The following is a 24,393-nucleotide window of genomic DNA, read 5'->3' as shown; positions in this document are numbered from 1 at the left end:
GAAGAAATAACGGAAGGCATTGAGCCTTCCGTCGTTCAAGTAGATTACAAGATGAGGTAGGTACTACTTACTTACATTGATCATGTCGTTAAAGTAGTCAACTTGTTCTGCCATACTCAAACCTTGGTTGTTTGAACCCAACGTCCACATGAAGAAACCACCATAACCGTTATCTTTCTGCCATTTAGCACGGTCTAGGTTGTTCTGACGCGTTTCAACAAAGTTACCACCTGGTGCCCACTGACTGTTGATCGTGTTACCTAAAACAATCTTCGACTTGTCTCCAATATATTCAGCATAGTTCGCCATCGCGACATCGTATAGGAAGTTTCGACCAGCGTCGTATGTCATGACGTTGAAGAAATCAAAGTCATTTTTAGTCGCTTTGAGTAGATCAATGACTTCACCATGATGCGATGAGCGACCAGATGGCTCAACATAAGAACAGTTTTCGAATACGTTTGCATTCATACACTCGACAGGGTCGGCACCTACGTGATAAGTAGTCAGGGACAGCACTTTGGTGTTGCCGACTTTCTCACGGATCAGTTTGATCAATGCCGTTAAGTCTTGGTTCTCTTTGTCTGTGATTCGAGCTGCTTTTTCGAAGTCGAAATCCAACCCATCAATATGCACATAACCAGCTAACTGATACTTGCTGTAATCACAGCTGCCATCTGGTTTTGATGCAAGACACTCACCTTCCATCTCTTCAGGTTTCAGGTTCTTCTTGTACACAGGGAATGGCGTGTGGACCAATTCAACCAATCCAGTCGCGACCGCTTCACGGCTTTGTGGGGTGCTGATCGCCGACCAAATACTTTCGTAAGTTTGCCCCCCGAACGCTACCATCATCGTGACGTTTTCATTGTCATGCTTAAGCGTTGACCAAGCGAGGTACTGCGTTGGCATCCAATCTGGGTTGTAATCCGGCGGTGTGAGCATGCCGTCAGAGATCGTGATATTACCGCTTGAATCCCACTTACCAAATGACAATAGGTAACCGTCTCCTTCTGAGTTGAACAACTGCTCGTAGTCATTTAGACCCCAAGATGTTAGGTAACTGATAGAACGATCTGGGTTATCAACTAAACCGCCACCGCCCGTGCTTTCTTTAACTGTAATGTTAGATGTCGCTGAGGTTTGCTCTTGGCTTGCTGTGTTTACCGCTTTTGCCGTGATTGCATAAGCCCCCTTCTGCGCACCTAGCCATTCATACTCGTATGGCGCTTCGGTATCTTTGAACAGTTCATTACCATTGGCGATAAAGCTTACAGAAGTAATATCACCTTCGTAGCTCTTTGCATCCGCTTTGATAGAAATCGCACGACCTTCGAAGTAGCTAGAACCATCGACAGGAGATGAAAGCGAAACCACCAAGTCCTTGTCAGTGATAGCCAAAGAAATTGGCGCAGCTTCTGCACTCGCACCTTGATCATCGTATGCAATAACCGTCAATGTGTATTGACCTTCAACTTGAGCAGGAACCGTGATGGTATAAGTATCGCCCTGTGAAGGTGTGCCTGAGGTTGCTACCACTTGTCCATTCAACTGAACGTCAACGCGAGCAACTTCGGTATCATCCGTTGCATCAACTACCACATCGAATGCTTGGTTTGGTGCGATTTTTTGTCCATCTTGAGGGGACTGAACCTTAACAACTGGCACAGGGTTCGGATCACATTGCCCTACTTCATTCCATGCGTCTTTCCACGCATCAGGATAATCAGGGTGGCCGGTGCCCGGTGTCCAAACCGGATTACCACACCAACCCGCGACGGTACATGAGTAAATATTGCCAATATTCGTGACTTCATCGCCTACTTTGTATGGCACACCATCTTCGTACTGAGGAATATCGCCACAACTTGTGCCCGTGTCTGTGACCGTAATGGTTAGGCTCTTGCGTGAAGTATGCTGCTCATCATCCTGAGCTTCAGCGCGAAGCGTTGTTGACCCCGCAGTGTGTGCCGTCCAATCACATGAGAAATCTTGAGTCGCTTTCGCGTCTAACTGACATACTTCAGTATCGTTGGCGAAGAATTTGACGGTTGTTAAATCATCATCTGCATCAGAGACATTGGCCGAGATTGTAATGGTGTCACCTTTTTGGTGAGAAGAGCCAGCGTCTGGTGAGATAAACTCAATCACAGGTGGATTTGGTGCAGTAGATTCCGATTCAACCGTTACTTGAACCGTTTGTTCTGTCAGTTTCTTTCCACTCTCATCGAATGCCATGACCGCAATAGATGCTGCGCCAATAGTGTCAGGGAGCCAAGCCTGTTGATACTCTGTCGTGCCTTCTACAACAGGTTGCTCTCCCAACTTGATGTTGTTTACCCAGAACTCTAGTTTGGTTGCACCTTCACCCGCAATATCCGTGATGATGTCTACATTTGTGCCAGTATAAACCACTGAGTTTTGTGCAGGAGCCAAAATATCGAGCGAGAACTCAGGTGGAGGAACGACTTCACCATCCACTTTCACTACCACTGAATTTTCAAACGCATTCAGATCCGTCAACTCTCCACCGAAAGAAATCGTCAGTGCCGCAGATTCTCCAGAAGCAAGCTCGCTATCTACCCAAGATCCTTGCGGAAACTTCAGCGAGACAGAGTTCAGTACACCGTTAGATTGTGTCGTATGAGAGATTTCCCATGACGGATACGAAAGGTGATTTGACGCCCAACCGATGTCATTGATTGCAACAGGCAATACGAACTCAATGACAGCTTCACGCATGTCTGCCATTTCAGAACCTGTGTTCTTGATATCCAGCTTATAAGTGCTCCAGTATTCACTTTCTGATTGAGCAACCGCATCAGTACTAAACTCCGCAGCCATGGCTTGTGAAATAGGATTCAGTAATAAACCGGAGCAAAGCATTGTAAGCCCTAGTGTGCGATAACCAATGGAGTTTGTCTGCGTAGCACTGCTCTTTCTTAGATACATAATAAAGTCCTTAGTCTTATATTAATTATTTAGGTACTGCACAAAGACCTGCAATTAATGTTTCATTTGTGTTTTGCAAGCACACTTAATTTATAAATAAAAATAACCAAGGCAAAAATTCATTATTATTTCTGGGATAAATATCAAAATTTATTTCTCTATAACTATTTATTGTTCAATTTATAAACCAATAAGTTATAAATGAAACATCAAAATAAAAGAAAAAGAATAAACTTAATTAGATTATATTAATTTAATCAAAAGCTAGCACTAGATACCGGTTATCACACACTAGAAAAACAACAAAAAAATAGAATAAAAACCTTTAACAACAAAAAGATAGCATCATCACCCTTTCTTAAACCACTTTGCTCGCACCAAAAAACAATGAACTAAAAATCAGCGATTTAAAATCAACAATGTAGATAAATTATCCACCCATTGATTGGAATTATAAATTAAACCAAACAATAATGATTTAAAATAAATACACTTGGTAAAATAGGAAATAATAGTAAGCAAAGACAATGGAACTTTATGGAATAAATATCACATATTTATATTGCGTAAAATGAGTTATGCTCCTATAAAAATAGAGTATAAATTCTATTTTTACTGTCATTTAAATGCAATAATTAACCGACTCATCCCATAGGCTTATTCTTCTGATATGCTTTATTTTTCATCTATTTTAAGAACCTAATACCTAGTTCGCTAAAAACAAAAAAGGCAAGCGAAAATGCTTGCCTTGATGCTGCTATACCCACTAAGAGGATTGTTTGTTCTGCATTGTTTGCGCACTACTGGCACTTTGCTCACGAGCAACCAAATCATCAAATTCAGAGACTCTTGCTAAAAAAGCTGGCTTGTCTTTAGTAGAAATGGAACTCGCTAATGGTAAATCCGCTTTCATAGCATCCACTGCACGATTACGTACCAACACTTCGAAATGAAGGTGTGGTCCAGTTAATCGTCCTGTCGCTCCCGACAATGCAATCTTCTGCCCACGCTTAACATGGTCGCCCTTTTTGACGAGAAAACGGCTTAGATGCAAATAACGCGTTTTATAGACACTATTGTGCTCTATCACTAAGTATTTACCCGCATAAGGATGGTTACGAACCGCTATCACCTTGCCATCGCCAGTTGAGTAAACCGGGGAACCAACTGGTGTTGCGAAGTCCGTACCGTTATGCGGAGAGATTCGTCCCGTAACAGGGTGTTTTCGGTAAGGGTTGAATGGAGAGGTAATACGACGGAACTGTTTGTCGATCGGATAACGGTTAAATGCTTGTTCAAGGCTGTTACCTGCTCTGTCATAAAAACGACCGTCCTCCGCTAAGAATGCTTCAACGTCTTTAGCTCGCATTTTGATCGCGATGCCCTGCACTTCTGCATTACCAGTAAAGTGATCATCAAGATATTGTCGATTCACCAATACATGAAAGCTATCACCAGCACGAAGCTCACGAGCAAAATTTACTTTGTCACGTAATACGCGAGTGATGTTAGCAATCTGCGTTGTGGTCAATCCTTGCTTATGCGCAGAAGAAGAAAAACTGCCATTGATCGTGCCTGAGTACATTTCTTCACGCCACTCTCCCGGCTCCTCAATAAAGTCATAAGCAAACGTGCCATCGTCGTTTTGCGTATAGACCGCGCGTTCGACAAGGCTTTCATGGAAAATCACTTGTTTTAGGGTCTTAGTATCTCTATCTACCACGAGCTCAAGGTGGTCGCCTGGTTTGATGGTATCGAGCTTCAGTGACGTTAAGTCAGCTTCAAGAAGCTTTTGAGTGGTGTCGTATGATACCCCCCATGAGGAAAAGATCGTGCTGAGCGTGTCACCAACTTTAACGAAGTAGTGAATACGCGCGATGTTGTCATGCTTTTTGACTTCACGTTCGGGGTTTTGAGGTGTTTCATTTGTTTGAGTCTCGTTTTTTTGAGCGCTCTTTAGTTCTGAATAAGGCGTGACCTTAATGGTGATTTCTTCTGGTTTCGTTTCTGCTTGATAGGTGAGATAAGCTGCAAGAGAGAATGCGGTAGCAGCGACAGCAATTAAGGAATAACGAACAAACTTCATAGTACTAGGGTTAACTGAGAATAGTAATTGTTATGTTATAACATCATACAGACACAATTTAAACGTTACGTATTTGAGAACTTTGTTTCTAAGCTTTGCTATTCTCACTAAACGTCTATTTTGCTTAGATAAACCTTACAACAAAAAAGGGAAAATTATCTTACCCTTCCCTATGATTACCAAATCGTTTTGAAGTTCCATCCTCTTTGATGAATTGAAAAGTAAACAAACTAAACGCTCATACCTGATTTCAGCACCGATAAACATAGAGCAACGGATACTCAGAAATGAGCTGACGTTAAGGTACAAAGTACGCTTTTAGCTCTTCGATAAAGACTTTGACCTTTCTCGGTGTGTTAGAGCGTGCTCGGTAAAGCGCATAGACCGTTCTTGTTGGTAATTGGTAGTCTTTCAGTACTTCTATCAATTCGCCCTTACACAACTCATCTTCCGCCAATGCTCTTGGAAGCATCGCAACTCCATAGTTTTGTTTTAGCGCCGTTTTCACTGCCTGTACGCTGTTAACGGAAAGAGATGGTGACACCTGCACATCCAGCTCTTTTCCCGCTTTGTTAAATCGCCACACCTTATAATTCTTTAAATTTGGGTCTTCGATAATTCGATGAGAATGCAGATCTCTCGGTTGCAAAAGTGAAGAAGAGGCTTCTAAGTATTGCGGCGAGGCACATATGATATTCCTGTTTTCAGTGATCTTTGTTGCGATCAAATCTGAATCTTGCCTAACCAAACGACCAGATCGAATTGCTACGTCATACCCTTGTGAGGAGATATCATCTAAACCATCATCAAGCAGCAAATTCACTCTTAGCTCCGGATATTTATCACTGAAACCGCAAATAAACGGCATGAGCAAGATTTCTGTCAAACCATTTGGCGCGAGAACATTCAAGGTGCCAGAGATTTCATTACTATCAAACCTCATCGTGTCATTCAGCGCTTCAAGTTGCAAAATCAGAACATGTGCTTCTTGATAATACTGATGACCAGCGTCCGTAAGAGACAGCGCCTTGGTTGAGCGATTCATTAATCGCGTTCCAAGATACGTTTCTAGATCTCTAACATTGCGACTCACGAGAGATTTAGACACTTCTAGTTTCTTAGATGCGCCCGTAAAACTGCCTTCCTCTACGGTGCAAATAAACGATTTAATTAGCGTGATTAAGTTCATCAAAACATTCATTGTTTACTATTTGTTGACAGACTATCGACCTTATCTGATCTATTCAAGCTTCATTTTTTGATTAAAAATCCCAGCAATTCAACAAACAAAGAGAAGATAAATAAATGGAAAGTAAACAAGTCCAAACCATAAGAAATTACTTTAAGATTTGTGTTGACGGTAAGGCAACAGAACGTGTGGGGGAATTTTTCGCTGAAGATGCTCTTATTCACCGCCCTGATTGTGGAAAAACCTTAAAAGGGTTAGTCGAATTTGAAGCCAAGTTGAAATCTTGCGTAACTGAACGTTATGAGAGCCTTGAGACAAGCTTTCAACGCATTGTAGAAGCAGAAGATCAAGTGGTTGTCGCCCTGACTCACAAAGCCAAAAATGCAAATACGTGGATGGAGTTCGATGTATCAGGTAAAGACGTTACATGGACAAGCCTCACCTACTTTCGCTTTAACCAAGAAGGTAAAGTGATTGAAGAAATCGTAGAGCGCAACGAGTTAAGCATGGCAACTCAACTTGGGTTAACGATCACACAATAACCAATGCTGTTACGTAAATGTGAGGGCTCACAAATGGAGTCCTCTTTTTACATTCGATCTATAAGATTATTCAGGCTACCACTTCACGATACCCAGCGTGACTTTAACACCGCCGACTAACGTCGAACCACCATAGTCTTTTGCTAGGCGCAGCAAAGTGTCATGAAAACCTAAGTTTGGAAAGGCCGCCTCAACTTCTGCGATGGTTTCTTTACTCAACCCTTTACGAACACTGCCTTTGGTCGCATCAATCCAGTCAGCTTTGCGGCATGCTTCAATGACTTTTTGGTGCGGACCTTTGTACGGAGAAATCTTATGGTGCCAATGAATCGCACCGCGCAAAGCATTAGGATCTAAACCCCATTCAAAGTGTTCATTGTCAGCTAACGCTGCAGCCTCTGATGGCTCCAAATAAGCCAGCTCATGATCGGTCCACAGTCCGATATCGTGGTACACAAAAGCCGTTTCAACGAGCGGTTCATACCGTTCATCGTTACCTAGAAAATGCATCGCATAGGTGATTGTCCGATATACATGATTTCGATAACCGGGATAATCGTCACCGATCTGCTCTTTGTATTTAGCAAACAACAATTCGACGCGTGGTCGATCTCGTTTGATTTCTATTTGCGACATGTTTGATTTCCACGGATAAAGTCTTTAAAGGATTATAGACTTTGTCTTTTCTTCGGGAGTTATCACCACCGTAAAACAATTGCGCTCCCCTTGATGTGATACGGAAAACGCGTTTGTCATTTGGGCTATGAGCATCAAGCCTCGTCCTGAAGGCATCCAACTCTCTTCATCGAATAGATTTGGCGTCTCAATTTGCTTTGAGGTGTAACTTTGAAAGGTTTCATCAGAAATGCGATTGCCATAATCAAATACACGCACTTCTATGTTGTGCTGCTCACCTTGTGTTAGTTCGCATTCTAACTCAACCGTTTTTCCGCTTTGTTCTTGATAGGCATGGATAAAAGCATTGTTCATCAACTCAACCACGCACAACTCTAGAGTTTGCGCGACATGAGAAGAAACCGAATGTTGTTGAAGGAACTCAACCAATTCGAGACTCGCTTGGCGTGAAACTTCTAAAGACGCTTGATAGGATTTCTGGAATACCGAACTTGTCGACTTAACGGCTTGCGATTGTGCACAGCCCAACCATTGCACTTTCAACAAGCTCACATCATCGTCGATTTCTGGTTTTCCTTGCCAGTGTTGCACTTGCTCCAAAACGGCATTGGTCTGTGCCTTTTCTGGCATCGCTTTACTCTCTTCGATGTTGGATAGCAGCCGGTCAATGCCGTAAAGCTCCTCGCCTTGCTTGGCTTCCAATAAGCCATCGGAGAAAAACCAAAGCGCGTCATTAGGCTTAAGTTGGATACTTCCACCTTGGTACATCATCGGCTCCAATGCCCCGACGATGAAGTTGTTGTCACCAACGAGTTCCAAGCAATTGTGTTCCATCTGTTGCCAAACAAATTTAGGGTGCCCTGCTGTGCAATAATTCAGTTCACCAGTTTCGGTGTTCAACACGGCGTATTCGATAGTGAAGTAAAGCTTGCTGTTTTGCGTTTGCTGGTAACGTCGATTAAGCCTTTCAATCACAGCAGCAGGCTCACTGATGCGGTATTCGTTGTCGCTCCAGTCTAACGTTATCGACTCCGATTTGTTACGTTGTGACAAAGTTTGTTGAATCGAGAATGCCATCAACGCCGAAGAAATACCGTGCCCGGAAACATCGAAGACATAAAACGCAACGTGGGACTCATCAAGCTCGACATAGCCCAACATATCCCCACCGATCTTGGTACAAGGGACATAAGTGAAGCTAAATTGTGCCGTGTGAATTTGTTCTTCCACGGGCAACAGTTGCCCCATTAACTCTCCGGCAGAATCCAAATCCTGCTGAATGGTTTGATACGCTAAATCGAGCTCTTGGTTTTTTGTCGTGAGCGTATTGTGCAGTTCTAAGGTACGAAAACCCGCTCGGATGCGCGCTTGTAGTTCCTCTACAGATGTCTTTTTGTCGACAAAGTCATCGGCGCCTGCATCCATGCCTTTGATGATGGATTCTTGATCGTTACGGGAAGAGAGAAGCACAAAGAAGATATAACGGGAAAACGCCGACGATTTAAGCTCACGGCAAAGCTCAATACCACTGATGCCCGGCATCATCAAATCACTGAGGACAAACTGAATGTCAGTTCGGTGAGTCAGCACTTCTAACGCAGACTCACCATCTTCAACGGCAATGACTTCGTACCCTTGCTTTTGCAATGCACTGGTCATGTAGAGCAGGACCGTTTTGCTGTCGTCGACCAACAATATGGACTTCATACCTCTCCTTGCCTGTTTGTTCTATTGCAGCACGCTACTCATGGATTGCGCATCTCTGAAACGGCTGTAATCTTCCGCTAAAAGTTGATGTTGATAACGAGTGTAAGACAACGCCTCATTAGAGATGACGATTTGGTTTTCTTTTTCCACCAGTTGCCCGCGCAGCAATTCAATTTGTTGATGTTGTTGAGTGTGGTTTTGATACATGGCAACTAATCCACACACAGACGCTACGAGCAGCGTACACAACACGCCATTGATGGTTTTACTTCGAACACGCATAACCTCTCCTTGTCGCTTGGTGTCCTTCATTACTTGGTGAAGTCCAATAATGATTGGGACGTCTACAAACTAAGAACTCAAGGTTCCAAAACGCCGTGAGAGCCAATTGATGTTGTTTCATTAACAGAGTTAATTATAGGAGAAAGGCAGAAAAAGAAGAGAAAACCTGAACAAATTGAAGATCTTTGCGCTTTAAAACGACAAAAAACAGCAAGTCTACAAAAGCCTTGCTGCTTAGAAAAATCACGCTAGAAGTTAGCCTTGAAACGCTTCACGCACCGATACTTGTTCAAACCAACGCGCAATATTTGGGTAGGTTTCGAACACTTCAATACTCAAGCCATTTACGGTAAAACCAACAAAAATGTAGCCGGTAATGTCTACGATGGTGAAGTTGTCCGTGGCGATGTGCTCGCTTTCTGATAGGCGCTTGTCAAGAATTGGTAGGAATTCTAATACGCGGGATTTCGACTCGTCACCCCACGCAGCCACACAGTTTTCACGGTCTTGGTAAATTGCTGTGATATTGCGAAACGCCTGAAAAGCCGTGTACAAACCTTGGAATTCGACAACGCGATGCCACATTTCCACCTGAGCACGTTCAAGCTGGTTAGCACCAAACAGCGCCAGATCATTTTCAAACGCTTCATCTAGGTAGCGACAAATCGCCACACTTTCACAGATCGTCGTACCATCATCCAGTTCGAGCAGAGGCACTTTACCGTTCACGCTTTTCGATTTAAACGGTTCAGATAGGTTATCGCCCTCACGAACGTTCAGCGCAATTCGCTCAACCTCGCCACCGATTTCCTTTAGAAAAATGCTAACTCGCTTACAACTTGGAGTCATTGCGGTTTCATAGAGCTTCATTTCACATCCTTTTATCTTTTTCTAACCGATTGGTTAGGATATACTGTAGCCAGTTTATAAACGATCAGTCAAGAACTTCACTATCAAAAATTTTCAAACAGTTGTGGGTCTGTTTGCTGAGCGAGATTTTTGATGCCGTTTGTGAGTTCACATGAATTTGGAGGCTGATACCCAAGCATAGATGGGTATTCATCATATTGGTTCAGTTCGAACGCTAGAGGTTCTCTGTACCATCCCTCCAAAGCAATTTAATTACCCGATAAGCAGACCCAGGCAGGTAATTTATGGCAAGAAAAGCCAACTTCGACCGAGATGAAAAGCTTCTCGTGGCTATGGATGTGTTTTGGCGCAAGGGCTTTGCGAACACGTCTATCTCGGATCTCACCGACGAGTTGAACATCAACCGCTTCAGTCTTTACAACACCTATGGTGACAAGCAACAGCTCTACTACGAAGCGCTCGATACTTACTTAAAAAAGGTCTCGCTACCGTCACTCAATGATTTGGAAAAAGACGACGCGTCTTTACCTGAGTTGGAATCGTTCCTTAAATCTTTTGCTGAGCTGCAACGCAAACGCAACTGTGGGTGCTTTATTCAAAATGCGTTGATTGAGCACGCTGGTGAAGACGATGACGTACTGCGCAAAGGGCATTTTTTGTTCGACCATCTTATCGACATCATTGCGGATGCGCTGACCAATGCGCAAAAAGAAACCTTAGTGCCGAAAACGCTCAAACCAGAAGAGCTCGCTCGTTTTGTTCTCAACAACATGCAAGGTATGCGCGTACTTGGCAAAGCCAAACGTTATGCCGACTTGGATACCGCGCTTTCCTGCTTGCTGGTTTTGATTAGGAAGTGACATGTCGATTGAAGTGATAGCAGTACGTCTTACCAAAGGCATGGACTTAAAGCTGAGCCTAGCGAAATTGGTCGAGCAGCATGGTATCAAAGCAGGCTCGATTGCCTCATGCGTTGGCTGTGTCTCTGACCTCAACCTTCGTTTGGCAAGTGCAGAGAGTACGTTAACCAAACAAGAGCCATTTGAAATCGTCTCTGTGATGGGAACACTAACGCCTGAGCATCAGCACGTTCATATCTCAGTGTCTGATCGTGAAGGACAAGTCTGGGGTGGGCATTTGCTGGAAGGCACAGTGATTGATACCACCGCAGAGTTGATCATCCATTCTTACTCAGAGCTTGAGTTCACTAGAGCTATGGACGACTCGACCGGCTATACCGAACTACAAGTAAACCCTTCTAAATAATTAAAAGCTCCAGAGCCATACTGTGCCATCTCTGGAGCTTTATTCGCTTGCCTCTTACGCTAAGAATTTACTCATATCGAGCAAGCTAATTTCGAGGATCATTCTTCGACTATATGACAAACCTGATTATCGTCGACCGTTACTTGCCACGTTTTTAGACAGTGCGCATCGTCTTCCAAACACTGCCCGCTCTTTAAACTGAAATGCTGTTTGTACAGTGGTGATGCAACACACATCTCACCATCAATATCACCGACAATCCCTCGACTCATTACATAAGCCTTACCTATTGGGTCCCAGTCCTGAACAGCGTAAACACCGCTATCTGGAATGTAGAACAACGCCACATGCTCGCCTTCAATCAACACCGTGGCACCGATGAACGGCATTAAGTCATCAAGCTGACACAATTTCACTTTGGTTAAAGCTGCCATTTACACCTCCTGTTTCACGGGAATACGCTGACCGCGCACACGTTGGTACGGCAAGACTTTGCTGCCCGACGTACTGTTCAAGAAAGGACGGAAGCGTTGCAGTTTTTGAGGATTATCCAACGTACTCTTCCACTCACATTGATAGGTCTCTACGACGCGCGCCATTTGTTCATCCAAAGAATCACATAGGTTGAGAGAGTCATCCAAAATCACTTGTTTAAGGTAATCTAAGCCCCCTTCCATGTTCTCCATCCACACCGACGTACGCTGCAAGCGATCTGCGGTGCTGACGTAGAACATCAATACTCGGTCGATCATGGTGATCAACTCTGATTTAGATAAGTCGGATGCAAACAAATCAGCGTGTCGTGGTCTCATGCCACCATTACCACAAACGTATAGATTCCAGCCGTTTTCAGTAGCGATCACCCCAATGTCTTTACTTTGCGCTTCTGCACACTCGCGAGTACAGCCCGATACGGCAAACTTAAGCTTATGGGGCGCTCGCAATCCTTTGTAACGGTTCTCTAGCTCAACAGCTAATCCGACTGAGTCATCAACACCATAGCGACACCAAGTAGAACCCACACAAGATTTCACGGTGCGCACCGACTTGCCGTAGGCGTGCCCTGTTTCAAAACCAGCATCAATTAAGGTTTGCCAGATTTCAGGAAGCTGTTCTAACTGCGCACCAAATAAATCCACGCGCTGACCGCCAGTGATCTTGGTGTACAGATCGTATTGCTGAGCGACTTCACCTAGCACGATGAGTTTGTCTGGTGTGATTTCGCCGCCCGGAACACGAGGCACAATCGAGTAAGAGCCGTCTTTTTGCAGGTTTGCCATAAAGGCATCATTAGAATCTTGCAGAGATTGATGTTGAGGCTCCATGATGTGTTCATTCCACAAAGAAGCAAACACAGATGCTGCTGTCGGCTTACAGATATCACACCCATGCCCTTTGCCATGCAGTGCAATTAAGGTGTCGAAGTCTTTGATTTGTTCCACTTGGCAAATATGGAACATCTCTTGGCGACTTAACTCAAAGTGCTCACAAAGGTGGTTGTTAACCTCTACTCCCATGGCTGCCAATTGAGTATCCAATACCGACTTCACCATATTGCTACAGCCACCACAGCCAGTACCGGCTTTGGTGTTCGCTTTAAGGTCCGTCAGGTTGGTGGTGCCAGCTTGAATCTCGGCAACTAAGTCGCCTTTTGTGACGTTGTGACAAGAACAGATGATGGCGCTGTCTGGCATCTCTCCGTCCAGCATTCCGGTATCAAATAGCAGGTTCGCCGCGTGGTCTGGCAGGACCGTTTTGTTCAAATAACACTGTAAGAGCGCATCGTAGTCGCTATTGTCACCGACGAGAATCGCACCAAGTAATTGGGTGCCGCTCGCATCAACCACCAGCTTTTTGTAGATGCCTGCGACCGCATCTTGCAACACCATTTCTTGAGCGCCTTCGGTTTGCATTTGTGCATCGCCGATAGACGCCACATCCACCCCAAGTAGTTTGAGTTTGGTGCTCATGTCTGCACCTTTAAAACCTTCGCTCGGCATACCAGTCAAGACATCGGCGGTGGTTCTCGCCATGGTGTAACCGGGTGCGACTAAACCGAATATCTTCTGCTCCCAAAGGGCACATTCGCCAATCGCGTATATGTTTTCATCGCTGGTTTGGCATTGGTTATTGATCACAATGCCGCCTCGCTCGCCTACTTCTAGCGCTGCCAGCCTTGCCAACTCATCTTGAGGGCGAATCCCTGCGGAAAAGACAATCACATCCACTTCGAGAGGATCTTTGTCTTTAAACACCATACGATGCTTAGCCGTTTCACCATCGCAGATTCGCTCCGTACCCGTTGAGGTGTGAACGGTTAACCCTAGCGCTTCAATCTTCTCTTTTAGCACTAAGCCAGCACCATCGTCTAACTGCACGGGCATCAGGCGAGGAGCAAATTCAATAACGTGAGTTTCTAACCCCAATAGTTTAAGTGCGTTTGCCGCTTCTAAACCCAACAAGCCGCCGCCAATCACTGCGCCCGTTCTTGCACCTTCACATGCCTTCTTGATTTGTGAAAGGTCATCAAGCGTACGGTAGACAAACACGTTGTCGCGGTCTTTACCTTCAATTGGCGGCACAAATGGGTACGAGCCGGTCGCGAGCACGAGTTGGTCGTAACCCAGCACATCTTCACCATCAAGTAGAATACGCTTTTGCTCTCTGTCGATGCCTGTTACTTGGCTGCCAAGTACGAGTTGGATGCCATGCATGTCATACCATTCTTGGTTACTCAGCATCAAATCATCATGAGATTTACCCGCAAACAAAGAGGACAACTGTACACGGTCATACGCGATAAAACGCTCTGCACCAATCACGGTAATTCTGTGCTCCATATGCGCGTTTTTCTGCACTAACTGCTCGACGAGATGCTGCCCGACCATACCGTTACCTACCACAACGATGTGGCTCAATGCGTTTTTTACTGGAATCGTTAAAGGACTGTTCATCGCTGCCTCCTTATGCCGTTTGCGCTGCGGTTTTAGGTTTGTCTTCTTTCGAAGCAGGAATCTCGACTTTGGATTGCTTCTCGTAAAGGAACTTCAGCACCGCTTGTCGACACTTCTGATACTGCGCATCATCCGCCAGTGCGACACGCTCACGAGGGCGAGGTAGATTCACTTCTAACACTTCACCAATGGTTGCTGCCGGTCCATTAGTCATCATCACGATTTTGTCGGATAGCAGCACCGCTTCATCCACGTCATGGGTAATCATGATGACGGTATTGTTTAGCTCGGCTTGAATCTTCATCAGTGCATCCTGTAAGTGCGCACGTGTTAACGCATCCAACGCACCAAATGGTTCATCCATCAATAAAACCTTTGGTTGAAGTGCCAGTGCTCTCGCGATGCCGACTCGCTGCTTCATACCGCCCGAGATTTCATCCGGCTTTTTGTGCGCAGCATGCTGCATTTGAATCAACTCCAAGTAGTGATTCACTTGTTCCTGAATCCACGCTTTGCCCTTTTTGCTGGCAATTTGTTTTACAGCTAGCTCAACATTTTGATATACGGTGAGCCAAGGCAACAATGAATGGTTTTGGAACACCACTGCGCGGTCAGGTCCCGGTCCAGCTACTTCTCGTCCATCGACGATCACGCCGCCGTCTGTTGGCATGTGCAGCCCTGCGACTAAGTTCAATACCGTTGATTTACCACAGCCAGAGTGACCAATTAGGGATACAAACTCGCCTTTATTGATTTGTAAATCGACGTTCTTAAGCGCGATGAACTCGCCATCTGGCGTTGGGAATCGCATCCCTAAACGCGTTAGATCTAATAATGCTTTTTCCATGATCTTTTCCCTTATCTCAACGCTTGTTGTTTATTCCAAGACAGCCACTTTTGAAGTTGCAACATGCCTCTATCGAGCATCAATCCAATAAAGCCGATTGTGATGACGGCGACCATAATACGGCCCAATGATGCCGAGCTGCCGTTTTGGAATTCATCCCAAACGAACTTGCCTAACCCTGGGTTCTGAGCGAGCATTTCTGCCGCAATCAATACCATCCAAGCGATACCTAAAGAGAGGCGTAAACCGGTAAAGATCATTGGAATGGCAGAAGGTAAAACGATGGTGCGAATGTGCTGCCACCACGAAAGTTGGAGCACTTTACTCACGTTGATTAAGTCTTTATCAACGCTCGTTACACCCACTGCGGTATTAATCAGCGTCGGCCACAAGCTACAAAGCGCCACGGTGATCAGAGAGTTAATGAACGACTTAGCAAACATCGGGTCATCACTCACATAAGTGGCACTCACCACCATAGTAACGATAGGCAGCCATGCCAAAGGTGATACAGGCTTGAGCAATTGAATGATTGGGTTGAACGCTTGATACAACCCTTGATTAAGACCAAGCAAGATGCCAAGGGGAATCGCGATGACCGTCGCCAGCAAATAGCCCGCAGTCACAGTCACTAAGCTTGTTATGATTTGGTCGAAGAACGTCGGTTTACCTGTGTAGGGACGAATCTTCACTTCCGCGTCTGGATTCTTGGCTAACTTCGCAGCATTGCGCTTTTCCTGACGCTCGATAAACGCTTGTTCCTTTTCTCGCTCTTGCCAATGGTCATCGACAAGATTGCTGAACTGCTGAAAAGTTTGCACAGGTCCCGGTAGCGTACCTAATGAAGTTTGCACTTCTCTCGCTGCTAAGTGCCACATTGCCAAAAAGATCAGCAAGCCAATGACGGGCAAAAGCACCAACCGACTTCGGTTCACTACCTGCTTAGCAGGAAACAGGGAAATGACATTACTAGACATACTCACTCCTAAGAAATTTACATCCTTGTTGCCACAAGCGAATCCCCTCGCCTGTGGCGTTTATCGTTATGGTTAAACCTTGTCTTTTCCTTTAAGCCCGATAGAGAACTTCTCTAGATATTTATTTGGCTCGCGACCGTCATAAACGATGTTGTCGATAAAGTGTGTTTGTGGCGCACGAAAGCCATCTTCAGCACTGAAATCTGGGAAGTCTTTTTTGCTCAACACACCATCTTCAATTAGCGCTTGAGCCGCTTGTTGGTAAATGTCCGGACGGTAAACCTCTTTTGCGACATCCATGTACCAATCATCGGATTTCTCGCTTGAGATCTGTCCCCAGCGACGCATTTGGGTCAGATACCAAATCGCATCGCTGTAATACGGATAAGTGGCGTTATGACGGAAGAACACGTTGAAGTCTGGCACGTCTCGTTTGTCGCCTTTCTCGTATTCAAATGTGCCGGTCATTGAGTTGGCGATAACTTCGGCATCGGCTCCGACGTACTCGCTTTTTGATAGCATCTTCACTGCTTCTTGGCGGTTGGCATTGTCGTTTTCATCCAGCCAATGTGCCGCTCGAATCAAGGCTTTCACTACGCGAATGTGTGTGTTTGGATATTTCTCAGCCCAAGCTTTGGAAACACCAAATACTTTCTCTGGGTTGTTCTTCCAGATCTCGTAGTCGGTCACGACTGGCGTACCAATGCCTTTGAATACGGCTTGTTGGTTCCATGGTTCGCCTACGCAGTACCCTTTGATCGTGCCCGCTTCCATTGTGGCTGGCATTTGTGGTGGCGGTGTAACACTCAAAAGAACATCAGCATCCAACTGACCACTGTTGTCACCGGATTCTGGTGCATAAAAACCTGGATGAATCCCCCCTGCCGCTAACCAGTATCGCAACTCATAGTTGTGCGTCGATACAGGGAACACCATCCCCATGTTGAACGGTTTGCCTTTATCCAGATAGCTGTCGACCACAGGCTTCAGTGCATCCGCTTTGATTGGGTGAACTGGCTTGCCATCTGGTTGCTTTGGAATGTATTGCTTCATCTGCTCCCAAGTATCATTGGAAACCGTGATTGCGTTGCCGTTCAAATCCATACTGAACGCGGTAATCACTTCTGCTTTTGTGCCGACACCAATCGTCGCGCCCAATGGCTGACCAGCAAGCATGTGCGCGCCCGCAAGCTCACCATCGATGACTCGGTCTAAAAGCACCTTCCAGTTTGCTTGCGCTTCTAAAGTGACGTACAAGCCTTCGTCTTCAAAAAAGCCTTTCTCATAAGCAACCGCCAGCGGTGCCATATCGGTTAACTTAATAAAACCAAACTTCAGGTCTTCAATTTCTGGTTCACCCAACTCTGCCTTTACGCTGACCGTGGTGAATACCGATAACGAAATTGCTGACACTTTCAGCATCGAACTCCATTTCATTGGTTTGCTCCCATAAAAAAAGCGCCACTACTCCGAAGAGCAGTAGCGCCGTTGCTAAGTCTACAATTACCGCCGTTGATAATTGAGATAAGCGATTCAACAATAAACCCAATTCTACTAATCCAATTACTGTGCCAACTTATTTTTCACAGTAAATACAATGAATTAGTATATCTTGCCGTTTGTTATTCCCTGTTATTGCTTGCTGATAGTGCAACACGCACCACGTTAGAAAACGCACCCTAACCCCAAAGTGGTAGAACAACTAATCAAGCACCTCCAAAGTAGTTATCAAATTCTTGGCAACTTGTGCGAGCGTTTGGCTCGATTGCATGGCTGAATTTCTAAGTGCTTTATAAGCCTGTTCTTCATCAACGCTGTGCATCTTCATCAGCAGACCTTTGGCTTTTTCCACCAGTTTGCGCTCTTCGATCTTATGGGTCAGCGATTCAATTTCCGATTGCATACTTTCGAATTTCGCTCTCACTAATGTCGCATGTTCAATCCAAGGTTGAAGTGCAAACTCACTATCATGTGGCATGAGAACATAGTCCATTTTTTCTGATAACCGATTGATATCATGGGATGATAATTGCTTTAAGACGATAAGAAGTGGTGCCGATTTTCTGCGGCAGAAATCGACGATCAAACGCAGTTCCGCGGTTGGCTGCTGCCATCCAACCACAACGCTTGCCGACGGTTCTCGTTGCATTAACGTTTCTAGTTGTGCCAATTGGCAGCCGATGATGTTGTCGTAATCTTTGCTCAATAAGCCGGACAACCGAGCCTGCCCTTGGAGGCTATCACAGCATACTATGATGGGTGTTTTTGACGTTGATTGAGTCATGCACATTCCTTGTTTATATCTCACTCACTAAGAGAGACATAACAAGGAATGTGCCAACTAAAGTAGAAGCCTTTTAACTAGAGGCGAGATGTTCTTTGAAGAAGCCGAGTGTACGTTCCCAAGCGAGCGCCGCTTCTTCTGGTGCGTAGCGTGCCGTTGAGTCGTTATGGAACCCATGGTTTACGTTTTCATACATTAACGCTTGATACTGTGCGTCGGTTGCAATCAATTGCTGTTCATAAGCAGGCCATGTGTCGTTAACACGCTTATCGAGCCCTGCAAAGTGAATCATCAACGGTCCTTTGACTTGCTTTTGGATCTCTTGCGCCGCAGGTGTTCCATAGAAAGGCACACCTGCATCAAGCTCTTCTGGCATTACCGCTGCAAGCATATTGACGATGTATCCACCGAAGCAAAACCCGACCGCGCCCAATTTACCGTTGCCACCCTCGTATTGTTTGAGGAAGTTAGCGGCTGCAATAAAGTCTTGTTCGATCTTGGCTCTGTCCATCTCTTTCTGCATGGCGCGACCCTCATCATCATTCCCCGGGTAGCCACCAAGTGGGTATAGCGCATCTGGAGCAAAAGCAATAAAACCGTCTTTGGCGAGTCGTCTTGCGACATCTTTGATATAAGGGTTCAATCCGCGATTTTCATGAATCACCAACACGGTCGGAGATTTTAAGGTCTTCTTCTGTGGCATCACCAAATAACCACGCCCTTCTCCATGCCCATTTGGAGATGGAAAGGTTTCGTAAGTTGCTTTGATGTCAGGATCGTTAAACGAAACTTGTTCTGCGAGTGCGTAATTCGGGGTTAGCGCATCGACCAGTGCCGTCATGCTAAAACCCAGCACTGCGAGCCCACCGAGTCGATTGAGGAACTCGCGGCGTGAGATCTTTCCGTGTGCGTATTCATCGTACCAATCGAAGGCTTCTTGCGGGATAGGATGAGAAGCCTTTTTAGTGGGAGTGGTATGCTTTAGAACCATTATCCATGTCCTCTGTGTCTTACCATATGGGAATTTCTAATTCTCAAAAGCGAAGCAAAGAATGAGCGCAATTGAGGTCAAAACTGCAGTTTCACCTCTCTGATACGGAACAAGGTGGTGAAACACATCACTGGTGAGCTAGGATCTTTAACCTTCTTCAAACAATAGATAATGGATTCAGATTCAACAACTTTGCGTTGTTTGTTTTGAGTGGATTTGTCTAAAACCAATACTTTGGTTTAGCCAATCAACTCAAAATTACTCGTAATGACAGTACGTCTGCCAATAACTAAAGGCACGTTCAAAGGCTTTTTCTCGATCATGCATTTGTGCAAACAAGACCACTGTCATCGTAGCGAGAACCGTATTTGCCATTTGGTTCATGTCATCTTCTGACGTCCCAAATGGGCAGTTCACAGGCATTGGCACCTCAGATAGCATTTGCTCCGTCCAGTAATGCGATGTCACACCGCTTGTTTGGCTTAACCACACTGTTTGGCTTACTTTCGGGTTGTATTCTGACTCACCCGATTGTCCTTTGAATGACACAACGGCATGAGCGGTTTGACCAATCTCGTATTCGACTTCAGCATGAAGTTGTTGGAATCCCGGATGGAAGCTACCACGAATACCAACCGTCGCCTGCCCCGGATTCAGTGCTCGAACCACGGTATTAATCGGCGTTCTAAGCCCATAGCGATTCTTCCAACCGATCATGGTTTCTGCTTGAGCCGCAAACGCACTCAGCGGCAGATACACAATGTTTTGTGTTTCTAACACACGCTTTGCGTCTTCTGCTGATTCCGCTTTCGTAATAGCAAATTTGTCGAGGTAATCTTCTGAGTGTAAACGTCCAGATTGACGATCGTGATAGCCGTGCATCAGCACTTTATGACCATTATCGGCAAGGATCTTCGCTGCCAACAGGTGCCAAGGTTGACCTGCCGCTTCACGTTTACCTGCATAACATGGCCAGTCGATGTCTGCACCAATAGCAGGCATGCGGGATTGGAATGCTTTCACAAAGCCAGCGATTTCTTGTTGAGTCTCGTTCTGTACACGGATCAGCATCAATAACATCGCCATCTGATCGTCGTCGCACTCACCGTTTAGGTATTCATCCATAACTCGAAACGCTTGGTCAAAGCTCAGTGGTTTTCTGCCACGCTCGCCACGACCGACTGTTCTGATACATTCCAAAATGCTGCTCATATTCCCTCGTATTCCGTCACTGACTGTACGGTTTCTATTAGTTGTTCGCGCAGTTTGACAACTTCTCCCATCACAATCAATGCTGGGCTCACGCCTTTAAGTGTAATCGATAAATCATTGAGCTGATTGAGTTGTGTAGCGTGCACTTGTTGTTGAGGGCTGCAACCATGAGTGATTATCGCGACTGGGAAATCTTCTCTCAAACCAGAGCCTATTAAACCCGTTTGTATTTGCGTTGCTTTTTCTAACCCCATATAGAAAACTAACGTTTGTCCGCTTTGCATCAGTTGGCTCCACGCTTCAAATGCGCCTGTTAACACTTGCCCTGTAACAAAGGTAACGCTGCGAGCAACGCCACGATGAGTCAGCGGAATCAAGCTGTTTGCTGAACATCCAATCGCAGCAGTAATACCGGGGATGACTTCGTACGCGATTGAGTGTTTGACGAGCGCTAACGCCTCTTCGCCTCCACGACCAAATACAAAAGGATCTCCCCCTTTTAAGCGTACAACTCGCTTTCCTTGCTGAGCGAGCGATACCATCAAATCACAGATTTCTTCCTGACCAATACTTGGTTGTCCGCATCGTTTGCCCACGTAAATCCAATCGGCTTGTGGCGAAGCCAACTCCAAAATATCTTTGTTAACCAAACGGTCGTACAGCAGCACCTCTGCCGACATAATCGCTTTCACTGCCTTCACCGTTAATAAGTCAGGATCGTGCGGCCCTGCTCCAACAATCGAGACAAAACCTTTGTGGTTCGCATCTAGATCTACTGAATGGTCTTCTAAAAGTTGGTTCAGTTTGCTTGCTTGGTCATGCTTAGAAAAGCGAGACGAACGTTCTTGTTTCTGACTCGCTTGTCCTTTCTTAAACCAAGACTTTTGATAAGGCGCTTCCATGTGCTTATCCTCTTTGTGACTTACTTTATTTGAATAGCCAGACTTTGCTGGTTCGCTTGCTGCTTGCCCTTTTGATGCTGATGGCTGTCGACCATTTGTTTGATTTGAGAGACGCACGAGCCACAGTTAGTACCGCATTTGAGTTTGTTTTGAAGTTGGGTCACTGACGTGCAGTCTTGTTTCTCCATCGCGTCATGTATTTGTTTATCGGTGACGCGGAAACAACTACAGACCAGTTTGGCACTGCTCTGCGATTGAGTGATGGTAAGCAGTTGCGATAGCTCCATAGGTTTGCCAATCAAGCCGGTAAAGTTGGTGTAGTCGGTTTGAATTGGTTCACTAGACACCACTAAAACAGAGCGAATGATACGAACGTCTCCAACAAGGTCGTAATCCACCGCTAGCCAACCCTGGGCAATATCTATCGTAATCCTGCGGCTCTTTTCCGTTCGACAAAAACTCTGCTTCTTTGGTCGCTTATCGTGTGCAAAGCGCCAAATGCCCAAATTGCTTTCTGCTTGAAACGCGCTGTAGAGAAATTTACCGGAATCAAACTGTGTACCGATGAACATACCGTAGGTTTTTACCGCCGTATCTTGCACTTCAACATAAGATGACTTAAACGCAGGTTGCCCAGAAATAGGGTCTTTTGCGCTGTTTACTATTGCGTTAACACCGCTTTCACCGCCATATCGTCCCGCCCAGTGCATTGACATAAACAGCTCTTGAAAACCTAAACCTTCATCAATGGCAACTTTGGCATAAATACTGGTGTTTGAAGTGGGCTGGAACAGCTTGGTGAGTTGTCCTGCTTTTAAGCGACTTTGAGTAGCAGAGAGTGTGTTCATGTACACGGTTGGTTCTAATTCAGAGGCGGCAAGGTGTGCGATATGCCCTGTGCGCGTCATGGTATGCCATTGATCGCGTTGTCTGCCCGTATTTAGCCACCAGTCTTTTGTTCTCTCTAAGCGTTGAGGCAATTCGCTGGTCACGACAAAACGCGCTTTTCCATCTGGGTGTGAATAGACGCCATCAGAAAAAGGGCGTACTCCTCCCCATTGAGTAGGCTTCCAAGCTTCGTATTCTTGCTCGGTTAAGTTCGCGTGTTGAGAAAGATCTAGCTTCAATGGCGAATCTGCATTCATGCCTGTCATCGCCGCATACTCCCTGAATACCGCATGTTCTGAGGTAAATGCAAAACCATTCTTGGTCTTCTTTAGTTCACACAAAGCTTGCCCAACTTGGTTTATCGCCCACCAATCCGATTTTGCTTCACCGGGAGGTGTTTGAAACTGACGCTGCCTTGAAAGTCGACGCTCAGAGTTGGTCACCATGCCTTGCTTTTCCCCCCACCCAGCGGCGGGCAACAACAGGTTCGCGTAATGCGCTACATCCGAATCCGCTGTGATATCTGAAACAATCACAAATGGACAAATCTCTAGCGCACGTTTTACCAATTGGTTATCTGGTAAAGAGACAACGGGATTGGTTGCCATGATCCAAAGAACTTTAATCTCACCACGTTCTACCGCCTCAAACAGCTCGACGGCTTTTAATCCGGGCTGAGTGGCAATCTCTGGTGAATCCCAAAACGCCTGCACTTGCTTGATAGAGTCTGCGTCAAAAGCGCGATGAACCGCTAATTGATTTGCCAATCCACCGACTTCTCGTCCGCCCATCGCATTCGGCTGACCTGTAATAGAAAACGGTCCGCAACCAGCTTTCCCAATCTTACCTGTCGCCAAATGTGCATTAATAATGGCATTGCCTTTATCGACACCATTTTCAGCTTGGTTAACCCCTTGGCAAAACAGCGTGATTGCGGTTGGGCTTTGTGCGAACCATTGGAAGAATGTCGTGAGTTTTTCTTCTGATATACCAATGGAAGACGAGAGATTAGTGACATCGTAACGCAAATCAGAAACTTCTTCTGCAAGCGCCTCAAACCCGTCGGTATAGGAGTTTATGTATTGAGAATCAATGTATTGCTGCTCAATAAGAAACTTAAGCAGCCCATTGAAGAGTGACACATCACCATCGTTTTTAATCGGTAGATGCAAATCCGCTTGCTGCGCGGTGACCGTTTCACGAGGGTCAATCACCACCAATTTTAAATTTTGATTCTTCTCTCTCGCTTGTTGGATTCGGCGGAACAACACAGGATGTGTCCATGCGGTATTGGCACCGCATATGATCAATAGTTCGGTATTATTAATGTCATCGTAATTGACGGGAACGACATCTTCACCAAATGCTCGTACATGAGCCGCAACCGCCGAAGACATACACAAACGCGAGTTAGTATCAATATTCGCGCTGCCGACGTAACCTTTCATCAATTTGTTGGCGATATAGTAGTCCTCTGTCAGCAACTGACCAGAAACGTACATTGCGACCGAATCAGGTCCAAACTCCGCCTTTGCTTGGTGGATCTTTTCTGCAATCAGATCTGTCGCCTGCTGCCACTGTACTTCCTTACCCTGAGGTCGCTCCTGACTTACAAATTTCGGATACAACAACCGTGACGGCATATTTAAACTTTCTGCCAATGCCACACCCTTTACGCACAATGAACCCGCATTCGCCGGATGACACGCATCCCCAACAATTCCTTTAGCATTAACCTCAACACCACATCCAACACCACAATAGGGACAAGTGGTTTTCTTGCATCCTTGCGACATTAAGCCCCCTGA

The 24,393-nt window shown here is 45.5% G+C and carries 20 protein-coding genes; 3 read left to right on the top strand and 17 right to left on the bottom strand.

Translation table 11 applies throughout. The features are described 5' to 3' along the window. Nucleotides 1-63: 63 nt before the first annotated feature. From QMY49_RS23450 to QMY49_RS23440, 3 genes are all read right to left on the bottom strand, one after another. Nucleotides 64-2,952, bottom strand: a complete 2,889-nt coding sequence (locus QMY49_RS23450) for an Ig-like domain-containing protein (protein ID WP_283314700.1) — start codon at nt 2,950-2,952, stop codon at nt 64-66. Nucleotides 2,953-3,718: 766 nt separating this feature from the next. Then, complete coding sequence (locus QMY49_RS23445) at nt 3,719-5,038, bottom strand: peptidoglycan DD-metalloendopeptidase family protein (RefSeq protein ID WP_050902727.1); 1,320 nt, start codon at nt 5,036-5,038, stop codon at nt 3,719-3,721. Between the two features lie 298 nt (nt 5,039-5,336). Further along, nucleotides 5,337-6,227: a LysR family transcriptional regulator gene (locus tag QMY49_RS23440; RefSeq protein WP_009696291.1), complete on the bottom strand. Its 891-nt coding sequence runs from the start codon at nt 6,225-6,227 to the stop codon at nt 5,337-5,339. 116 nt (nt 6,228-6,343) lie between these two features. Between QMY49_RS23440 and QMY49_RS23435 the strand changes: the two genes are divergently transcribed. After that, a complete protein-coding gene (locus QMY49_RS23435) occupies nt 6,344-6,769 on the top strand; it encodes an ester cyclase (protein WP_047515949.1) in 426 nt (141 codons plus the stop codon). Between the two features lie 75 nt (nt 6,770-6,844). Here the strand turns inward: QMY49_RS23435 and QMY49_RS23430 are convergent, their stop codons facing one another. The 4 genes from QMY49_RS23430 to QMY49_RS23415 form a co-directional block, all read right to left on the bottom strand. Continuing rightward, the gene (locus QMY49_RS23430) at nt 6,845-7,405 is read right to left on the bottom strand and encodes a phosphohydrolase (RefSeq protein ID WP_283314697.1); all 561 of its coding nucleotides are present in this window, start codon (nt 7,403-7,405) and stop codon (nt 6,845-6,847) included. A 24-nt stretch (nt 7,406-7,429) separates the two neighbouring features. After that, nucleotides 7,430-9,112, bottom strand: a complete 1,683-nt coding sequence (locus tag QMY49_RS23425) for a SpoIIE family protein phosphatase (RefSeq protein ID WP_283314695.1) — start codon at nt 9,110-9,112, stop codon at nt 7,430-7,432. A 21-nt stretch (nt 9,113-9,133) separates the two neighbouring features. Next, complete coding sequence (locus tag QMY49_RS23420; RefSeq protein WP_283314693.1) at nt 9,134-9,394, bottom strand: hypothetical protein; 261 nt, start codon at nt 9,392-9,394, stop codon at nt 9,134-9,136. Nucleotides 9,395-9,649: 255 nt separating this feature from the next. Beyond that, nucleotides 9,650-10,264, bottom strand: coding sequence for a glutathione S-transferase (locus tag QMY49_RS23415; RefSeq protein WP_283314691.1), 615 nt, complete (start codon nt 10,262-10,264; stop codon nt 9,650-9,652). 284 nt (nt 10,265-10,548) lie between these two features. Here QMY49_RS23415 and QMY49_RS23410 point away from each other — a divergent pair, with 284 nt between their 5' ends. Together QMY49_RS23410 and QMY49_RS23405 are read left to right on the top strand one after the other, a co-directional pair. Continuing rightward, nucleotides 10,549-11,124, top strand: coding sequence for a TetR/AcrR family transcriptional regulator (locus QMY49_RS23410; RefSeq protein ID WP_005375904.1), 576 nt, complete (start codon nt 10,549-10,551; stop codon nt 11,122-11,124). A 1-nt stretch (nt 11,125) separates the two neighbouring features. Continuing rightward, nucleotides 11,126-11,530, top strand: coding sequence for a PPC domain-containing DNA-binding protein (locus QMY49_RS23405; protein WP_122020673.1), 405 nt, complete (start codon nt 11,126-11,128; stop codon nt 11,528-11,530). 98 nt (nt 11,531-11,628) lie between these two features. Here the strand turns inward: QMY49_RS23405 and nirD are convergent, their stop codons facing one another. From nirD to QMY49_RS23355, 10 genes are all read right to left on the bottom strand, one after another. Next, a complete protein-coding gene (gene nirD, locus QMY49_RS23400; RefSeq protein ID WP_045487247.1) occupies nt 11,629-11,964 on the bottom strand; it encodes a nitrite reductase small subunit NirD in 336 nt (111 codons plus the stop codon). Further along, nucleotides 11,965-14,484 carry a nitrite reductase large subunit NirB gene (nirB, locus tag QMY49_RS23395; protein ID WP_122020674.1) on the bottom strand — a complete coding sequence of 840 codons (2,520 nt, stop codon included), beginning with the start codon at nt 14,482-14,484 and terminating at the stop codon, nt 11,965-11,967. Nucleotides 14,485-14,494: 10 nt separating this feature from the next. After that, nucleotides 14,495-15,331: an ABC transporter ATP-binding protein gene (locus tag QMY49_RS23390; RefSeq protein ID WP_122020675.1), complete on the bottom strand. Its 837-nt coding sequence runs from the start codon at nt 15,329-15,331 to the stop codon at nt 14,495-14,497. Nucleotides 15,332-15,342: 11 nt separating this feature from the next. Continuing rightward, nucleotides 15,343-16,308, bottom strand: a complete 966-nt coding sequence (locus tag QMY49_RS23385) for an ABC transporter permease (RefSeq protein ID WP_283314683.1) — start codon at nt 16,306-16,308, stop codon at nt 15,343-15,345. A gap of 72 nt (nt 16,309-16,380) precedes the next feature. Then, nucleotides 16,381-17,745: a CmpA/NrtA family ABC transporter substrate-binding protein gene (locus QMY49_RS23380; protein WP_005387573.1), complete on the bottom strand. Its 1,365-nt coding sequence runs from the start codon at nt 17,743-17,745 to the stop codon at nt 16,381-16,383. A 265-nt stretch (nt 17,746-18,010) separates the two neighbouring features. Next, nucleotides 18,011-18,592: an ANTAR domain-containing response regulator gene (locus tag QMY49_RS23375; protein ID WP_283314681.1), complete on the bottom strand. Its 582-nt coding sequence runs from the start codon at nt 18,590-18,592 to the stop codon at nt 18,011-18,013. Nucleotides 18,593-18,665: 73 nt separating this feature from the next. Next, nucleotides 18,666-19,583: a dienelactone hydrolase family protein gene (locus QMY49_RS23370; protein ID WP_045487256.1), complete on the bottom strand. Its 918-nt coding sequence runs from the start codon at nt 19,581-19,583 to the stop codon at nt 18,666-18,668. Nucleotides 19,584-19,841: 258 nt separating this feature from the next. Then, nucleotides 19,842-20,795 carry a glycosyl transferase family protein gene (locus QMY49_RS23365; RefSeq protein WP_029790737.1) on the bottom strand — a complete coding sequence of 318 codons (954 nt, stop codon included), beginning with the start codon at nt 20,793-20,795 and terminating at the stop codon, nt 19,842-19,844. After that, complete coding sequence (gene cobA, locus QMY49_RS23360) at nt 20,792-21,697, bottom strand: uroporphyrinogen-III C-methyltransferase (RefSeq protein WP_029790736.1); 906 nt, start codon at nt 21,695-21,697, stop codon at nt 20,792-20,794. Before cobA ends, QMY49_RS23365 begins: the two co-directional genes overlap by 4 nt. Nucleotides 21,698-21,717: 20 nt before the next feature. Further along, nucleotides 21,718-24,381 carry a nitrate reductase gene (locus QMY49_RS23355; protein ID WP_283314675.1) on the bottom strand — a complete coding sequence of 888 codons (2,664 nt, stop codon included), beginning with the start codon at nt 24,379-24,381 and terminating at the stop codon, nt 21,718-21,720. Nucleotides 24,382-24,393: the final 12 nt, after the last annotated feature.

Source organism: Vibrio harveyi, from assembly GCF_030060435.1.
In the GTDB taxonomy this organism is placed as follows: Bacteria; Pseudomonadota; Gammaproteobacteria; order Enterobacterales; family Vibrionaceae; genus Vibrio; species Vibrio harveyi.
This window is presented reverse-complemented; position numbering and strand designations above follow the sequence as displayed.

Coding starts and splice junctions, on each gene's coding strand:
- QMY49_RS23450 (WP_283314700.1), bottom strand. CDS start 2,952: ATGTATCTAAGAAAGAGCAGTGCTACGCAGACAAACTCCATTGGTTAT.
- QMY49_RS23445 (WP_050902727.1), bottom strand. CDS start 5,038: ATGAAGTTTGTTCGTTATTCCTTAATTGCTGTCGCTGCTACCGCATTC.
- QMY49_RS23440 (WP_009696291.1), bottom strand. CDS start 6,227: ATGAACTTAATCACGCTAATTAAATCGTTTATTTGCACCGTAGAGGAA.
- QMY49_RS23435 (WP_047515949.1), top strand. CDS start 6,344: ATGGAAAGTAAACAAGTCCAAACCATAAGAAATTACTTTAAGATTTGT.
- QMY49_RS23430 (WP_283314697.1), bottom strand. CDS start 7,405: ATGTCGCAAATAGAAATCAAACGAGATCGACCACGCGTCGAATTGTTG.
- QMY49_RS23425 (WP_283314695.1), bottom strand. CDS start 9,112: ATGAAGTCCATATTGTTGGTCGACGACAGCAAAACGGTCCTGCTCTAC.
- QMY49_RS23420 (WP_283314693.1), bottom strand. CDS start 9,394: ATGCGTGTTCGAAGTAAAACCATCAATGGCGTGTTGTGTACGCTGCTC.
- QMY49_RS23415 (WP_283314691.1), bottom strand. CDS start 10,264: ATGAAGCTCTATGAAACCGCAATGACTCCAAGTTGTAAGCGAGTTAGC.
- QMY49_RS23410 (WP_005375904.1), top strand. CDS start 10,549: ATGGCAAGAAAAGCCAACTTCGACCGAGATGAAAAGCTTCTCGTGGCT.
- QMY49_RS23405 (WP_122020673.1), top strand. CDS start 11,126: ATGTCGATTGAAGTGATAGCAGTACGTCTTACCAAAGGCATGGACTTA.
- nirD (WP_045487247.1), bottom strand. CDS start 11,964: ATGGCAGCTTTAACCAAAGTGAAATTGTGTCAGCTTGATGACTTAATG.
- nirB (WP_122020674.1), bottom strand. CDS start 14,484: ATGAACAGTCCTTTAACGATTCCAGTAAAAAACGCATTGAGCCACATC.
- QMY49_RS23390 (WP_122020675.1), bottom strand. CDS start 15,331: ATGGAAAAAGCATTATTAGATCTAACGCGTTTAGGGATGCGATTCCCA.
- QMY49_RS23385 (WP_283314683.1), bottom strand. CDS start 16,308: ATGTCTAGTAATGTCATTTCCCTGTTTCCTGCTAAGCAGGTAGTGAAC.
- QMY49_RS23380 (WP_005387573.1), bottom strand. CDS start 17,745: ATGAAATGGAGTTCGATGCTGAAAGTGTCAGCAATTTCGTTATCGGTA.
- QMY49_RS23375 (WP_283314681.1), bottom strand. CDS start 18,592: ATGACTCAATCAACGTCAAAAACACCCATCATAGTATGCTGTGATAGC.
- QMY49_RS23370 (WP_045487256.1), bottom strand. CDS start 19,583: ATGGTTCTAAAGCATACCACTCCCACTAAAAAGGCTTCTCATCCTATC.
- QMY49_RS23365 (WP_029790737.1), bottom strand. CDS start 20,795: ATGAGCAGCATTTTGGAATGTATCAGAACAGTCGGTCGTGGCGAGCGT.
- cobA (WP_029790736.1), bottom strand. CDS start 21,697: ATGGAAGCGCCTTATCAAAAGTCTTGGTTTAAGAAAGGACAAGCGAGT.
- QMY49_RS23355 (WP_283314675.1), bottom strand. CDS start 24,381: ATGTCGCAAGGATGCAAGAAAACCACTTGTCCCTATTGTGGTGTTGGA.